Raw genomic sequence first — 15,178 nt, 5'->3', positions numbered from 1 at the left:
TTAAAAACGGAAATAAATGAACGGATTGAAGGTACTCGCGACGAGGGCAGATGTCGCAAGAAACAGTAACAACATCGCATAGCCATACTGAATCGTCTGGCCGACTTTCCCGAGCCGTTCGACGATCCACTGACCCAGTATTTTTGGTAGCGGTGTCGCAGCAAACGCGGCAAGCAGTAAGATGACACCATTTTGGACGAGCTGGTAACTGGCACGTTCATCCCACACTTCTGTCGGGATAAACATCGCACGCAAGTACTCGAGTGCGTCCGGAAATGTCGTTGCACGGAAAAAGACCCAGCCGACTAACACAAGAATGAATGTCCAAATCGTCGAAATGACGGGGACACGGCGTAATAATTTCCCGAGAAATGCTTTCTCGAGCATAATCCATATCCCGTAGTACGCACCCCAGGCGACGAACGTCCAACTCGCACCATGCCAGAGGCCCGTCAGCATCCAGACGACTGCAAGATTTCGATACTGTTTGAGCGGTGAGACACGATTGCCGCCAAGCGGGATATAGACGTAATCACGGAACCATGAGCCGAGTGAGATATGCCAACGTCGCCAAAACTCCGAGACGGACTTCGCGATGTAGGGATAGTTGAAGTTTTCCAAAAAATGAAATCCGAACATCAGTCCGAGTCCAATCGCCATGTCGCTATATCCCGAAAAATCAAAGTAAATTTGTAGCGCATAGGCGATGATGCCGATCCATGCCAGACCCATCGACAAATCATTCATCTTGAAGACGGCATCTGCCACTTGCCCGCAGCCATTCGCTAAAATCAATTTTTTCGACAACCCGATAATAAAGCGGCGGACACCAAGTGCGAAATCAGGTAATATCTCTTGCCGATCGTTGATTTCATTTGCGACCGTCTCGTAGCGGACGATTGGCCCGGCAATCAATTGCGGAAATAACGCGATATACAAAGCTAAATCAAGCGGGTTTTTTTGGACTTTCCCCGCTTCCCGGTAGACATCGATGACGTAACTCATCGCCTGAAACGTAAAGAAGGAAATCCCGATCGGTAACACGACTTCCGGAACAAACAGTTCCACCTGAAACGTTTGATTCAAAGACGCCATGAAAAAGCCACTGTACTTGAACCACCCGAGTAAAGCGAGGTTCGTGATGACCATACTCGCCATGACAGGTTTGATGCCGACACGGTGCCGGTACGTATCGACCATCAGGGCAAACAAATAGTTGATCAGGATACTCGCGAACATCAGTAAAACGAACTTCGGTTCTCCCCAAGCGTAAAAGAAAAGGCTCGCTACAAGGAGCCAGCCGTTACGAAAAAATCGTGGCACTAGATGATAGACAAGCAGGACGACCGGTAAAAACACAAATAAGAAAATCGTCGAACTAAACAGCATAGTGAGGATCCTCCTGTTTCAGTTGAATACGTTCAGCGATCTTCAACTCGGTCAGTTGGATCCGGACGTCACCTGCTACGAGAAACTTAAAGGCAATTTTAAAATACTGTGCCCCTTTCATCCGCTCCAGTTGAATCTGAAGATCAGTTGCCCCGTCGAGCATGACGAACTCCGACTCCGACCCCATGCGTTTTTTATTTCCGTATTGCATCTTAAAGAGTTGGACTTGACAAGGAACATCGGTTTCAAAACGACACGTCACATGAATGACGTCCGCCTGTCCGAAAGCGGCATCTTGGCGGTACAGCTTTGACGGCGGATACTGGAAACCTTGATCAAACAATTGGATATACAATTTATCCGCATCCGTCGCCGCCTGGAAATCGAACAACACACCAACCGCTTCGTCTTCTAACAGAATCTTTTCTTGACTTCCCTGCGGAAAAAAATGATAACTTGCTAAATGAAACGTACGTGCTGTTCTCATACCGGGACCTCGCTCATGATCGCGTCAACGATACGTTCCGCCGCATGACCGTCACCGTAAGGATTCGCGGCCTGTGCCATCCCCTGATACATTTCTTCATCCGTCAATAAGCGATGACTCATCTCAAAAATACGTTCCGGATTTGTCCCGACAAGTTTTAATGTCCCGGCTGCAACACCTTCCGGCCGTTCTGTCGTCTCCCGCAGAACAAGTACTGGTACACCGAGCGATGGCGCTTCTTCTTGGATACCGCCGGAGTCTGTCAAAATAAACGTTGCCCGGGCCGCTAAGTTATGAAAATCAAACACATCGAGTGGGTCAATCAAGTGAACGCGCGGATGGTGTTTCAATTGCTCCGCCGCTTCGAGCACGATTGGGTTCGGATGGACGGGGTAGACGATTTCAATATCTGCATGCGTCTCTGCCAACCGTTCGATGGCATCAAAGATGTGCGACAGCTGGAGGTGATTTTCGCGCCGGTGGACGGTCAGTAAAATTAACTTGCGTCCGCTCGCCTCTAAGTCCGTTAAGACTGGGTGCGTATAGTCGGACGAGACGGTTGTCTTGAGCGCATCGATGACGGTGTTCCCGGTCACGATGATCGGTGTCTGTTTATGCTCGCGTCGGAGATTTTCCGCTGCTTGATCTGTCGGTGCAAAATGAAAATCAGCCAGCACACCTGTCAATTGACGATTCATCTCTTCCGGGAATGGTGCATATTTTTGGTAGGTCCGTAATCCCGCCTCGACATGTCCGACCGGAATTTGTTGGTAAAAAGCAGCGAGCGAAGCAGCGAACGTCGTTGTCGTATCCCCATGGACTAACACGAGATCGGGTTGCTCCTTTTCGAGGACACGACGCATCGCATTCAAAATCCGTGCCGTCATTTCTTCGAGTGTTTGCCGTGGACGCATCAAATCTAAATCGTGATCGGGAACAATCTGGAACAACTCCAAGACTTGATCAAGCATCTCACGATGTTGCGCCGTGACGACGACGATCGGCTCGACACCTTCGCGCGCCTCAAGTGCTTTGACGACGGGCGCCATTTTAATCGCTTCCGGTCTCGTTCCAAATACAAGCATGACTTTTTTCATACATTCCATCCCCTATTCCTTATTCATGATGACAATTCAATCGTCTCGCCACGGACGGACCGTTCGATTTCATCACTTCGTCCTGTCCGTTTTTTTGCCACGTAATGGGCAACTTGCTTTTTCGATAACTGTTTATGCCAGTAGAGATACTTGTTGTACTCCGCCATCGTCTCTGCGGTTGGTCCGAACATCCGGACTTCGCCGTATTCGAGCCATAAGACTTTTGAACAAAAACTTTTGACCTGACTGAGCGAATGACTGATGAAGAAAATCGTTTTCCCTTGATCACGAAACTCGCGCATCTTATCCAAGCATTTTTCCGTAAACGTCTGATCGCCGACCGATAAGGCTTCGTCGATAATCAAGATATCTGGATTGATGTTGATGGAAATCGCAAACCCTAAGCGGGCCCGCATCCCGCTCGAATACGTTTTGACCGGCTGGTCGATGAATTCCCCGATGTCGGCGAATTCTAAAATGTCTGGAGTGATCATTCGGATTTGTTTTTTGTTCAGTCCCATCATCAGCCCCTTGAGCTCGATATTGTCGCGCCCCGTCAACTGATTGTTCAATCCGCTCGAGATGGCAATTAAGGCTGACTTACCACGCAACGTCACCTGCCCGTACGTCGGAGGCGTGACGTTCGCAAGGAGATGTGACAACGTCGATTTCCCGCTTCCGTTGATGCCGACGACACCAACGATTTCACCTTGTTCGACTGAAAACGATACATTTTTTAAGGCATAGAACGGCTTTCCGCTCATCTTGCCAAATAAAACCTCTTTTAACTTATCAATCGGACGCGAATACAAGACGTATCGCTTCGAGACATTTTCAAACACGACATGACTCATCTTCGTTCCTCCTACACATAATCAATGAAATAACGACGGAATCGGATATGGACGGTTGCACCTGTCATTAAAATCACTGCGGTAATGCTCCAAAAATAACAGCCGTACCAAAGATGCTCCATCAAATACCCCGTTCCGATTAAGGCTGAACGATACCCTTCGATCAAATAGACGAGTGGATTGATCATCAACAACGTCTTAAAGATGGAATGATCGGGTGGGACCCACATGATTGGCGTCAAATACATCAACATCCGCATGCCTGATGTGACCATGTTTTGGACATCCCGGACCATCGTCGCGAGCGCCGACAACAGGAGCGAGACCGCATATAAGAAAATGATTCCTGCCGGTATGATGTACAACAGTTCGAACGTATGCCATCCCGGAAAATAACTAAAGGCAGCTCCAAGAATGATTGTCAGGAGGACCATCGCAATGTGCCGATAAAATTGTGCCAAAATGACATAGGCCGGAATCGTACTCAACGGGAAATGCATCTTTGAGACGAGCGCGACCCGTCCATAGATGGAACGGGACCCACTCGGAATCGTACTTCCGATAAAGAACCAGGCAATCAATCCACTGACTAACCATAAGACAAACGGAATCCCGTCAACCGGGTGTCCACCTCGAATGCCAAAACCGAAGACGACCCAGTAGACACCGATTTGCAACAGCGGCGTCATGATTTCCCAAAACCACCCGAGGTATTGCATGCTGTATTGGCTTTTTGTCTCATAGAGTGAAAGGCGTACGATCAGGTAAAGATGATCTTTCAACTCATTGAGGACGGTACGGACGCTCTTCATATCGCTTCAGCGTCTACTTTCATCGTGTTATGTGTATGCAAGTTACCAAAGTTGAGGACCATGATATCTTCAAGCTCTCCGACGACGCCTTTCGTATCGAATAAGACCGGTGTCCGCATTTGGTTTTTCAGACGACGTGAATCAAATGCCTTGAATTCATCGTGATCGACAAGGACCAGGGCAAGATCGGCTCCTTGGATTGCTTCAATCTCGTCGACTAATGTAAACCGTGACGAAATCGAGCGTTCGACGTGCGGATCACAGACTGCGACATCGAGTCCACGATCTAGTAATTGTTCGATGACTTCGACTGCCGGACTTTCCCGCATATCATCAACGTTTCCTTTATACGTGACACCGAAGACAGCAATTTTCGGACGGACACGGTTGGCGACGAGGCGTTCTGCTTGATCCGCAACGAAACGGGGCATGTTGACATTCGTATCACGCGCCGTATGGATGATTCGTGCAAGCGACGGCGCCTTCGCGACGATGAAGTACGGATCGACGGCAAGACAATGTCCTCCGACACCCGGTCCCGGATGATGCAAGTTAACGCGTGGGTGCATGTTTGCCATCTCAATGACATCGAGGACGTTAATTTTAAGTTGGTGACACACTTGTGTTAATTCGTTCGCAAGGGCGATGTTGACGTCACGGAATGTATTTTCCATCAACTTTGACATCTCTGCCGTCTTCGCATCCGTTTGGACGATTTCTCCCTGGACGAAAGTCCGGTAGACAGCGGCCCCGGCCTTGGCACACGCTTCCGTCAGTCCCCCAACAATCCGGTTGTTATGAATCAATTCATGAAGAATTTGTCCCGGTAAAACCCGTTCCGGACAATGGACGACGAACACGTCTTCGCCAATCTTAAAGCCCGCTTCTTCAATCAATGGTCGTACATGGTCATCCATCGTCCGTGGTGCGATTGTTGATTCGACGATGACGACGTTCCCTTTTTCTAAGTGTGGCAGCAGATTGCGTACTGCTGAAATGACATATTTCAAGTCACATGATTTGTACGTATCGTCAAGGTTCGGCGTCGGAACGGCAACCAGAAAGACATCAGCTTGTTCCGGCGTTAATGTCGCACGGAACGTACCGTTCGCGACGACTCGTTTGATGACGTCTTCTAAGCCTGGTTCTTCAATATGGATATCTCCTGCATTCAACATTTGAACGATTCGCGGGTCGATATCGACACCGACTACTTCTGTGCCGTGATCTGCGAACATCGCAGAAGAAGGTAATCCAATATATCCAAGTCCGATTGTACAAAGTTTCATTTTGTCATTCCTCCATCTAGTGTGTAGTTCACGCCAAACCTTGCATCGAACATGACGTGGCTGTACCTAGACCATACCGACAATTCCTAGTGTTTCCAATGGTTCTAACCATCTCTTAAACCATTCTTCACAGACCTTACATTCGCCGTATTTTCTGTACTTTACGTAAAGGTTGTAAAGAATCGACGAACACGTTGACGAACCTTGTATGATACCGACCATATCCACATCAAACGTTCTCCATTTGTGTGGTTTCACTTGGTATTAGCTGTAACTTTAATTGACTTCAGGTGCTGTTCCCGCTGAAACAGCCGCATATACCGCTAAGAGATGTTGTTTTTCCTCGTCCCAGTTGTACCGTCTTCTCGCCTCTTCCGCTCGGCTTTTCATCTGATTGCGTAACGAATCATCCGCTATCAAGCGATTGACGGCTTGCGCAATCGACTCCGGCGACTCGACATCGACAATCAAACCGACCTGTTCCGTTTCGACGACCCGGCGAATTTCTGGTAAGTCTGCCGCGACGACCGGGACAAGTGCTGCCATATATTCGAATAATTTATTCGATGAGGCTGAATAATGGTTAAAGCAGACGTTTTGTAAGACTTGGAACCCAATCGTCGCTGCCGCTGTATAACTCGGCAACTGATTTAGTGGTACTTTATCGATGAAATAAATCCGCTCACGCGCTGAAGATTCCGCGGCTAAGCGTTGCAAATGTGTTTTGATTTTACCATCGCCAACAAATAATAAAGTTCCGTTCGTCACGGATGGCATCGCCTCAATCAATCGTTCCAGTCCGCGCCCTTCTTGAATCCCGCCTTGATAAAGCAAAATCGGTTCCGCACGGTCGAGACCGAGTTCTGTGTGCAGCGAACGTGCCGCCGGGATCGTTTCCTGATAAAACGGATAATTATGAAGAACCGTCGGCCGGCTTCCGTACAGTTGCTGGTGATAATCCGCTCTTGTATCATTTTCGACCATCGTCCAATCAACGAAACGCAACAGGATACGCTCAAGGATTCCTTGTCCCTTTCCGTATCCTGTCCGGTCGGTTTGCACTTCGTGTGAATCATAGACGACTTTTGCCTGACGTTTTGCTAAAATCGCTTGCGGTAACGTATTTAAATCATTGGCGTGCATGACATCGTATTGACGCTGTCTTGCGGCGCGCGTCATCCGGATGATGCCAAAGCTGTTATAAAGCGCATAGCGTAAAAAGCGGCTTTTTTGTAACAGATAGAGCATGAGCAAGACGGGAATCAACCACGGAATCAGTACCAACACTCCGATAGCCGCGACTAGCGTAACCGGTGACCGTTTCCGAAAACGCGACAGCACACCGGCAAGTGGTGGTGTGCGATCAATCCGAAGAATGCGGAAACCTGCTGGATGCTGCTCGATTTTCGGTAACGTTCCGTCATTTAAACAGTACAAGTCGACCTGATACGCAGCATCAGCAAGGGCGGTACATTCCCTTAACACACGGGCATCGTTCGTAAAAGTGTTCCAAACAAACATTCCGACACGTTTCATCCCTTCACCTCCACTGTCTGTTGACAAGTTTGACGAATCGCTTCAAACAGTCGCTCTTCATTTTGTTCCCAGTCAAAATGTGTTTGGACGTAGGAGACGCCAGAGCGTCCCATCAATGCCCGTTCTTCCGGATTGTTTGCGAGATGACGAATCTGCCGGACGATCTCGTCCCGGCTGCGGTCACGCGATACGACACCAGCACCCGATGCTTCAATCACTTTTGCGGCATGTCCGGAAACAGCGCCGACGATGGCACATCCCATCGCCATATAATCGATGATTTTCCCTGGTGTGACCGTGTCAAATGCCGTGCTCTCGACAAGCGTCGCAAAGGCGATGTCACTTTTAGCGAGCTGTTTCAATGCGTCCCAACGCGGCATCGCGTTCATGAAGTGGATGTTCGTCAGTTTCCGCTCCGCAATCAACTTCTCGAATTTTTCCTTATGGTATCCGTAACCAACGACATGGAATTCAATGTTTCTGTCGACCATCAACCGTTCAGCCACATCAAGTAATAAAAAGACATCTTGCGCCAGTCCGATGTTTCCCGTGTAGACAACGCGGACCTGTTCCGAGACATGACGCCGTTTAATCAACCACTCATTTTCTTCAATCGAATTCGGAATGTAGTGAATACGCGATGCGTCAATCCCCTTCTGTTCGATATAGGACCGAAACCCTTCGCTGTTGATGACGATTTGATCCGCTTGATGATACATCCATTTTTCAAGCCAGTACAATGGTCTCAATAACAGGCGTGATTTCGTGATGCCGACACCGACGAGTGATTCCGGCCATAAATCACGGACATCTAAAATCAGCGGTGCCTGTTTGACATGTTTCGCGACGACACCGACCAGTCCCATAAAAATCGAAGGTGTTGTCGCATAGATATATTCGTACTGTTTTGGATCTTGCCGCACTTCTTTGATCGCTAAGAAAAACTGTTCGATGAAGAGGTGGAGTCGTTTCCACAAATTAGTCGTCGCCCGGACATCGCGTGGTTGAATCCGTGTGATGTGCGCGGCGTCAAGCGTCGGTTCGTCCCAAAACATCGCATCCGTATAGAGTTCCGCCGTCGGATAAAGCGGCTCCGACGTCAAGACATGGACGTCACTGCCCCGTTGTTCCATCCGTTTAAAAATATTTTTCATCCGATTCGCAGCACTTCCGATTTCCGGATAGAAGTTTTGACAAATCATCAACACGTTCATCGACGCCTTGCCTGTCTTCGTGATAGTTTTCGTCTGAGCTTCCAGTAACGGACGATGACTTTTCCTAATTTTGAATTTGCGAGTGACCGGTATTTTGATTTCCATGCTTCATTCGCCTCCAGCACTTCCATGTTCGAAACGAGTGCCTCCTCGTAACGTTTGAGCACTAACGTATATTGGTGCGCAAGTTGTTCCAGCTGTTGATTCATCTCGCTTACTTGGTGTTCCAGTTTCACCTGTTCATTCGATTGTTCCACCATCCGCAATTCAATTTCCGCTACGTGTTGCACTTTTTGTTCCAGCCGCTTGTTGACTTGTTTTAGACGGATGACTTCCGCTAGGTGCATCCGCTCGACAGTCTCAAACGAATCTTCGAGCCAGTCGACTTCTTCTGCAGACAACATCCGGGCCGGTTGTACATCTTCTTGAACGACAAGCGTCACGCCAAGCCACTTATCGAACCGTTCGATTTTTTCAATCGTGCCATAAGGTGTTACTTGTTCGACAAGTCGTTTCAAATAATAGGTCCGCTTATGATCGGCATAATCATTAACGCCGAACGGAACGGTCACGACAAGACGTCCACCTGGTTTGACGAGTGTATATGCCTGCTGAATCACCCGTTCCGGTTCACCGATGTGCTCGAGTACTTCCGTCATCAAAACCGTATCGAATTGCCGGTTTGCTGAAAAAGACATGATGTTCGCTTCACTGAACATGACGACGGATTGGACAGATGCCGCTTCTTCTTTTAACGCAGACGTTGCTTCAGCGATTGCTTCCGGAGAGACGTCGATTCCTGTGACACGTTTCCCTTCGCGTCCGAGTAAAATCGGGACGAGTCCCCCTGAGCACCCGACATCAAGGATGTCTTCTCCCTTCGCCTCACGTACTATCCAGTGGATGCGCGCCCGGACCTTTTTTCCGAACGCGACCCCTAACTGGTCATAATAGGCGGCGCGGACTTGATCCTTTGGTCGTTTCATTCCTGCTGTGCTCGTCATGCCGTGACCTCCTCTAATAATAATTCTTGAATCGCATCCGTCTTACCCGCATCCGCTAATTCAACAAACTGTCGGACTAACGGTGCCGTTAGTTGAATCGGTTCGTAAAACCCGACAATCGTCCGTAATAAGGCAACACTTGGTCCAAAGTCCTTATCGCTGCATTGGCGCAGCTTGACCAAATACCAGTGTTCGAAGAAATGCTCAAAACGTTTCGTCTTGTATTGGTCGAGCACACCATATTTTGCAAACTTCTCTGCTCGTGCCCGTTCACGGAGGACACTGCGCTCAAAGAAGCGGACCGTCAACGAGTTAACCGTCGAGCCGGCGACTGCCGCGTAATAATAATGCACGACGCGGTTCACAAGCAGAACACGCTCCGCCCGTAACATCATCTCTTGGAAAAATAACGAGTCTTGACCGACGGCTCCGACGACCTGTTCCAGCTGATGTTTGACGAGGAAATCGCGCTTGACGACCAATGCTTGAATGCTTTGCACGGCAAAACGATGTTCAAGCAGATAGGCACGGGGGTCTTCACAAACGGTTCGTCCCTTTTTCCGAATCGTCGGCAAGGCGATGATGCTCGTCTTCTCCGCTAACTTTTTCATATGACCGACTGCAAAATCGAGCGTCGGATTTTGATCAAGCTCATCTAACAACTCCGCATAACGGTCACTGAGCACTTCATTGTCCGGATCTAAAAAGGCCACCCGGTCGGCACGCGCCAGTTCGACACCTTTGTTACGAGGACGTGATGCACTTCCGCTCCCGCCTGTTTCAAAGAAGTAAGTCGTCACGTTCCCGTGTCGCCGTCCAATTCGTTCGACGGCTTGAATCGTCCCGAAATCCGTCGACCCGTCGTCGACAAGCACGATTTCCGTTTCGTCAAAACGATTCATCCGCTTCAAGCTCGCAAAACACTTATACATCAAATGAGGGCCGTTGTTATAAATCGGCACGACGACTGACAAGACCGGCGCAAGGAGCGGCTTCGTTTGATACTGTTCATTCCACTCGAAGCGATCCAGCATGAGCGTCCGTCCGGATAACGTTCCGCTGACAAACTGTTCAAACGGGACATGCTCCCGCCAGACCATCGCTCCGGTATCTGCGCCTGACGTCTCAAAGACTTCATAAGCGGCTTGTCCGCTGAGCGATTTCCGGACGATATCGGCATCGGCAAACTTAAAGCCGTTGCGTAAATCTTCGAGGTAATATTCCCCGTACGACTCGCCGCCGTCGAGCAGGGCAACAAGATCGGCTTTTCCATATTCCCTTTCCGTCAACTCGGACAGGTGACAAATAGCATCCGCTTCAATCGATTGCTTGGCAATCTGCTGTTCAAGAGCCGGTGTCGGATTGCGTAAGACGACGAGCAGGCGACGCGCCGGTTGTTGTTGATTGAGTTTCAACATCCGCGCCAATTGATCGACCCGGTCAAACACCGTGTGACTCGACATGACGGAACGAATTCCTTCAGCACGCAATCGCTCAATGTCTTCTTCAGATGTCCGTTCGACGATTGCTTTGATTTCCTGTTGATCGTGAACTGTAAATACGTTTGGAAACAGATTGTTGACGGCGATACTATAATTCGAAATGATTAGATTCCCAAGTGCCTGCGATTCAAAAATCCGGCGCGCACACATCGTTTTACTGTATTTGATGCTATTGAGATTCAACACCCAGTCGTAACATTTGCTCACCTGCTGAAGCGCATCATACGGAATCGCAGGGGCAACCCGTTTGACGTACCGGTCCGGGAAATGATAGTCCGGTAAGCCGAGGTGATAGTTGCGGTCGACGATATCAAGCTGATGCGATGAGCTCATCACCCCATCGAACAGCACTTCCGTATCCTTGACACGTTCTGGATACTTCGCCATCCAGCTCCCGGCGAACAACACATGATTTTTCCGGCTTCGGGTCGCGCCAAGCGGATTATGGATCAGCGGATTCACACCGAACGAGACCGCTTCAATCCGGTCATGGCCACAAAGCACTTGATATTCCGGAAGCATCGCTTCGTCCGATGTCAGCACATAATCGGCTTGTTTTGCCAGCTCACTGAAACGGTCGAAGTTACTCGGGTCTTCCGTTGACTGGAAGACGACCGGAATCCCTTGCTGTTTCACCTCTCGCATCATCTGGAGGAGTAATGTTCTTTTTTTCGATTTCGGTGTCGCGACCCCTTTCCAGTCACCCCCCTGCAAGCCTTTCCATGACGTGATGACTAAAAAGAGATCGATTTTACGACTAAAGACATCCTCAAACGTGTCTGCATTCACATAATGGAGATGGAACGCATCTTGATAATAGGCATGCATGAACTCGGAACAGACGACAGCTACTTCAAGCGGTCGCGGCTCATAGTAACGTGACTGACTCCGAAGCGGAATCGATTGGTAGTCAATCGTATCGAGTAATTGTTGATTACTCTCTTCTTGATAGCGCTTCGTTTTTGTTTCAACCGGCTTGTTTGACGGACGAATCGTCTTAGCCGTTCCCAACGATCCTAACCGTTGTAATGTCTCGAACGCAGTCGAACTCGCTGCTGGTTCCGTCTTCAATCGCTGTTGTTCAGCACGGACCCAACTTAGCTGTTGCGTTACTTTTCTTTTCCACTGTTGTCCATTCACGTTCAAAACACCCTTCCTGCTTGATCTCTTTTCAGTCTACGAGAGCAGTTCAAAGGGCACTTAAATCCCTTGCAAGGTTTTTGTAAAGAGTTGATGAATGTTCTCCAGTATTTCCTTACATTCCAGTTGAGAAGATGACAGATTGGCATGGACTGTAGTTTGTTCGTGACTTACTTTTGAATAATTAGGCAATAAAATATGATGAGCACTTCATTAGTTTCAGAATCAGATAGACGGGTAAATCTTAAGAAGATTCGAAAAAGAGAAAGGAATGAATTTTACCATGAATGAAAAAAAAGAGAATTTACCAAATGAACAGGCAGACGTCGGTCTTCACCCAGATCCTGAACCGGCTGAAACATCAGACCCCGGCATCAAGCCTGCTGAGACACAACACCCCGATCCAGATTTAGAAGAATTGAAAGACGATCAAAAAAAATCATGATCGACGTTACACGTCGTACCTAAAAAAAGAAGCGTCGGACGATTCAATTACGAATCGTCCGACGCTTCTTTTAGATAGTACGTTTTTACATACAAAGTCTACACTTTACAGTTTCACGAGTAACTTTCCTGTGTTCGAACCATCGAACAGACCTAGGAATGCATCCGGAACGTTATCGAAACCTTCAAAAATCGTTTCTTCATATTTCAATTCACCGGCACTGACCCATTTCCCTAACTGTTCTGCCGCTTCCTTGAAACGTTTTCCATAATCCCCGACTAAGAAGCCTTGCATCCGTGCCCGTGAAGCAATCAATTTTGATTGTACGCGAGGTCCGATGTTCTCTTTTTCATTATATCCAGAAATCGCGCCACAGACCGGAATACGGGCAAACGGATTCAAACGGTCAATGACCGCGTCCCCAATCTCGCCTCCGACATTCTCAAAATAAACATCGACCCCACTCGGACATGCGCGGTCGAGCGCTTCGCCGACGTCTTCCGTTTTGTAGTTGATGACTTCATCAAAACCAAGTTGCTCTTTTAGGTAGGTCGTCTTTTCATCGCTTCCCGCGATTCCAACGACACGAGCACCTTTGATTTTGGCGATTTGACCGACGATTGATCCGACAGCCCCGGCCGCAGCCGACACGACAACCGTTTCACCTGGCTGCGGGTTACCGATATCCAGTAAACCAAAGTAAGCCGTCATCCCTGTCATACCGAGTACGCCGAGCGCTGTCGATACAGGTGCGAGCGACGCATCAATTTTCCGAACAGTTTTTGCATCGACAACAAGTTTCGTTGCCCAGTCGAGCATTCCGACGACGATATCCCCTTCTTTAAGAGCATCACTACGTGACTCGATGACTTTCGCGACGACACCCCCTTGAACCGGTGCGTCCAGCTCAAATGGTTGCGAGTATGAACGTGCATCATTCATCCGCCCGCGCATGTATGGATCAACTGAAATGTAGAGTGTCTCGAGCAAGACTTGTCCCGCGTCTGGTGCGTTTAGTTCGATTGATTCATACCGAAACGTTTCACGCGTCGGACGTCCTTCAGGTCTTTCTGCTAAAACGATTTGTTGTTCTGCCATTTCATTCATCCTCTCTAATATCTTTTACCCTTTTACTCTACCAGTCCTTTTCACGGAGTGCGAACAGAATGCACTCATCAATTCACAGAAAATTCCTATTTCTTCTTGACGTGTTCTTTCCTGTCGCGTAAGATAAAAAACAATTCATAGCTTTTATGCTGTTATGCACAAAAGCATTACATAAGGAGTGTATTCCCATCGAATCTTCTACAACACGAATCAATCGTCAGTTCGGTATCCATGTACTGAACGGACTCAGTATCGGAATTTTAGTTGCACTAATCCCAGGTGCTCTGCTCGGCGAACTCGCCAAAGCATTATTACCTTACTTCGCGCCCGCTCAACACATCATCGACTCGACTACGATTGCGATGCGCTTGCTACCGATGGTCATCGGTGTTGCCGTCGCCATGCAATTCAAGACGACTCCAATCGAAACCGCCTCGATTGGTCTAGCGACCGTCGTCGGTTCAGGTGTCGCAACACGGACGGAAACAGCCGGTTTTTTATTCGTCGGTACGGGTGATGTCATCAACGCAGGTGTAACAGCTGCCATCGCAACCGCACTTGTCTTATGGATTGGAAATCGTTTTAAAACCTACACTGTTCTCGTCATGCCGACGTTGATCATTGTCGGTGCAGGTGGGATCGGCGTCCTTACATATCCGTTCGTCACTAAAATCACTGCGGCGATCGGTCAAATGATCACTCAGTTCACTGTTCTGCAACCAATCTTGATGGGCGTCCTGTTAGCGGTCACGTTTTCTGTTTTGATTGTCTCTCCCCTATCGACCGTCGGGATTGCGACAGCCATCAGCCTCTCCGGCATTGCAGCAGGCGCTGCGAACCTCGGTGTCTGTGCAGCTGGATTCGGTCTTGCAATCGCAGGCTGGAAGGCAAATTCTCGCGGAACGTCGATTGCGCATTTTTTAGGATCACCGAAAATTCAGATGGCAAACTTCATTCGAAATCCCATCATGATCGTTCCCGTCATGTGTAGTGCCGCTGTTCTCGGCGGGTTAGCCGGGATTTTAGGGATTCAAGGAACACCGTTTAGCGCCGGCTTCGGTATGTCCGGGTTGATCGGTCCAATCAATGCTTTGCATTTGATGGCAGGTGGATGGACATGGGCAAATGGACTGCTCGTCTTCGGATTATTCATTTTACTCCCGATTGTCCTCTGCTTATCCTTCCATCAGTTATTCCGTCGCTTCCGCCCCTGGACGAACCAGGAAGACTACCGACTCGATTTTGAATAATTAAAAGAAGCGGATTGCCGGTACCGGCAATCCGCTTCTTTTAATTAACATA

General features: G+C 48.7%; 13 protein-coding genes. 2 read left to right on the top strand and 11 right to left on the bottom strand.

Annotation, left to right across the window (positions count from 1 at the left end; genetic code table 11):
• The 10 genes from KNP99_RS07885 to KNP99_RS15510 form a co-directional block, all read right to left on the bottom strand.
• Nucleotides 1-1,389 carry an MBOAT family O-acyltransferase gene (locus tag KNP99_RS07885; RefSeq protein WP_215193152.1) on the bottom strand — a complete coding sequence of 463 codons (1,389 nt, stop codon included), beginning with the start codon at nt 1,387-1,389 and terminating at the stop codon, nt 1-3.
• A complete protein-coding gene (locus KNP99_RS07880; RefSeq protein ID WP_088836548.1) occupies nt 1,379-1,876 on the bottom strand; it encodes a hypothetical protein in 498 nt (165 codons plus the stop codon). Before KNP99_RS07880 ends, KNP99_RS07885 begins: the two co-directional genes overlap by 11 nt.
• Nucleotides 1,873-2,973, bottom strand: a complete 1,101-nt coding sequence (gene wecB, locus KNP99_RS07875) for a non-hydrolyzing UDP-N-acetylglucosamine 2-epimerase (RefSeq protein ID WP_214800959.1) — start codon at nt 2,971-2,973, stop codon at nt 1,873-1,875. The genes KNP99_RS07880 and wecB overlap by 4 nt, the downstream gene beginning before the upstream one ends.
• A gap of 23 nt (nt 2,974-2,996) precedes the next feature.
• A complete protein-coding gene (locus KNP99_RS07870; RefSeq protein ID WP_088836546.1) occupies nt 2,997-3,827 on the bottom strand; it encodes an ABC transporter ATP-binding protein in 831 nt (276 codons plus the stop codon).
• An 11-nt stretch (nt 3,828-3,838) separates the two neighbouring features.
• The gene (locus KNP99_RS07865) at nt 3,839-4,639 is read right to left on the bottom strand and encodes an ABC transporter permease (protein WP_088836545.1); all 801 of its coding nucleotides are present in this window, start codon (nt 4,637-4,639) and stop codon (nt 3,839-3,841) included.
• Nucleotides 4,636-5,928 (bottom strand): nucleotide sugar dehydrogenase, encoded by a 1,293-nt coding sequence (locus KNP99_RS07860; protein ID WP_088836544.1) that lies wholly within the window; start codon nt 5,926-5,928, stop codon nt 4,636-4,638. Before KNP99_RS07860 ends, KNP99_RS07865 begins: the two co-directional genes overlap by 4 nt.
• A gap of 276 nt (nt 5,929-6,204) precedes the next feature.
• A complete protein-coding gene (locus KNP99_RS07855) occupies nt 6,205-7,464 on the bottom strand; it encodes a glycosyltransferase (protein WP_088836543.1) in 1,260 nt (419 codons plus the stop codon).
• Complete coding sequence (locus KNP99_RS07850) at nt 7,461-8,783, bottom strand: glycosyltransferase family 4 protein (protein ID WP_239456843.1); 1,323 nt, start codon at nt 8,781-8,783, stop codon at nt 7,461-7,463. Before KNP99_RS07850 ends, KNP99_RS07855 begins: the two co-directional genes overlap by 4 nt.
• On the bottom strand, nt 8,675-9,682 hold the full coding sequence (locus tag KNP99_RS07845; protein WP_215193151.1) for a class I SAM-dependent methyltransferase: 1,008 nt from the start codon (nt 9,680-9,682) through the stop codon (nt 8,675-8,677). Before KNP99_RS07845 ends, KNP99_RS07850 begins: the two co-directional genes overlap by 109 nt.
• Nucleotides 9,679-12,324, bottom strand: coding sequence for a glycosyltransferase (locus KNP99_RS15510; protein WP_214765440.1), 2,646 nt, complete (start codon nt 12,322-12,324; stop codon nt 9,679-9,681). Before KNP99_RS15510 ends, KNP99_RS07845 begins: the two co-directional genes overlap by 4 nt.
• Before the next feature lie 283 nt (nt 12,325-12,607).
• Between KNP99_RS15510 and KNP99_RS07835 the strand changes: the two genes are divergently transcribed.
• Nucleotides 12,608-12,769 carry a hypothetical protein gene (locus KNP99_RS07835; protein ID WP_167331095.1) on the top strand — a complete coding sequence of 54 codons (162 nt, stop codon included), beginning with the start codon at nt 12,608-12,610 and terminating at the stop codon, nt 12,767-12,769.
• A gap of 105 nt (nt 12,770-12,874) precedes the next feature.
• Here KNP99_RS07835 and KNP99_RS07830 read toward each other — a convergent pair whose 3' ends face one another.
• Nucleotides 12,875-13,867: an NADP-dependent oxidoreductase gene (locus KNP99_RS07830; protein ID WP_214765442.1), complete on the bottom strand. Its 993-nt coding sequence runs from the start codon at nt 13,865-13,867 to the stop codon at nt 12,875-12,877.
• Nucleotides 13,868-14,022: 155 nt separating this feature from the next.
• Here KNP99_RS07830 and KNP99_RS07825 point away from each other — a divergent pair, with 155 nt between their 5' ends.
• Nucleotides 14,023-15,126, top strand: a complete 1,104-nt coding sequence (locus tag KNP99_RS07825) for a PTS sugar transporter subunit IIC (RefSeq protein ID WP_251131923.1) — start codon at nt 14,023-14,025, stop codon at nt 15,124-15,126.
• Nucleotides 15,127-15,178 lie beyond the last annotated feature (52 nt).

Source organism: Exiguobacterium sp. s95 (assembly GCF_018618655.1).
Taxonomy (GTDB): domain Bacteria; phylum Bacillota; class Bacilli; order Exiguobacteriales; family Exiguobacteriaceae; genus Exiguobacterium_A; species Exiguobacterium_A oxidotolerans.
Note: the sequence above shows the minus strand (reverse complement) of the source record. Positions and strands in the feature narration are given on the sequence as shown.

Excerpts from the sequence above, each read along its gene's own strand:
- KNP99_RS07855 (WP_088836543.1), bottom strand. The coding sequence starts at position 7,464 with ATGAAACGTGTCGGAATGTTTGTTTGGAACACTTTTACGAACGATGCC.
- KNP99_RS07860 (WP_088836544.1), bottom strand. The coding sequence starts at position 5,928 with ATGAAACTTTGTACAATCGGACTTGGATATATTGGATTACCTTCTTCT.
- wecB (WP_214800959.1), bottom strand. The coding sequence starts at position 2,973 with ATGAAAAAAGTCATGCTTGTATTTGGAACGAGACCGGAAGCGATTAAA.
- KNP99_RS07850 (WP_239456843.1), bottom strand. The coding sequence starts at position 8,783 with ATGGAAATCAAAATACCGGTCACTCGCAAATTCAAAATTAGGAAAAGT.
- KNP99_RS07825 (WP_251131923.1), top strand. The coding sequence starts at position 14,023 with ATGCTGTTATGCACAAAAGCATTACATAAGGAGTGTATTCCCATCGAA.
- KNP99_RS07870 (WP_088836546.1), bottom strand. The coding sequence starts at position 3,827 with ATGAGTCATGTCGTGTTTGAAAATGTCTCGAAGCGATACGTCTTGTAT.
- KNP99_RS07830 (WP_214765442.1), bottom strand. The coding sequence starts at position 13,867 with ATGGCAGAACAACAAATCGTTTTAGCAGAAAGACCTGAAGGACGTCCG.
- KNP99_RS07880 (WP_088836548.1), bottom strand. The coding sequence starts at position 1,876 with ATGAGAACAGCACGTACGTTTCATTTAGCAAGTTATCATTTTTTTCCG.
- KNP99_RS07835 (WP_167331095.1), top strand. The coding sequence starts at position 12,608 with ATGAATGAAAAAAAAGAGAATTTACCAAATGAACAGGCAGACGTCGGT.
- KNP99_RS07885 (WP_215193152.1), bottom strand. The coding sequence starts at position 1,389 with ATGCTGTTTAGTTCGACGATTTTCTTATTTGTGTTTTTACCGGTCGTC.
- KNP99_RS07845 (WP_215193151.1), bottom strand. The coding sequence starts at position 9,682 with ATGACGAGCACAGCAGGAATGAAACGACCAAAGGATCAAGTCCGCGCC.
- KNP99_RS07865 (WP_088836545.1), bottom strand. The coding sequence starts at position 4,639 with ATGAAGAGCGTCCGTACCGTCCTCAATGAGTTGAAAGATCATCTTTAC.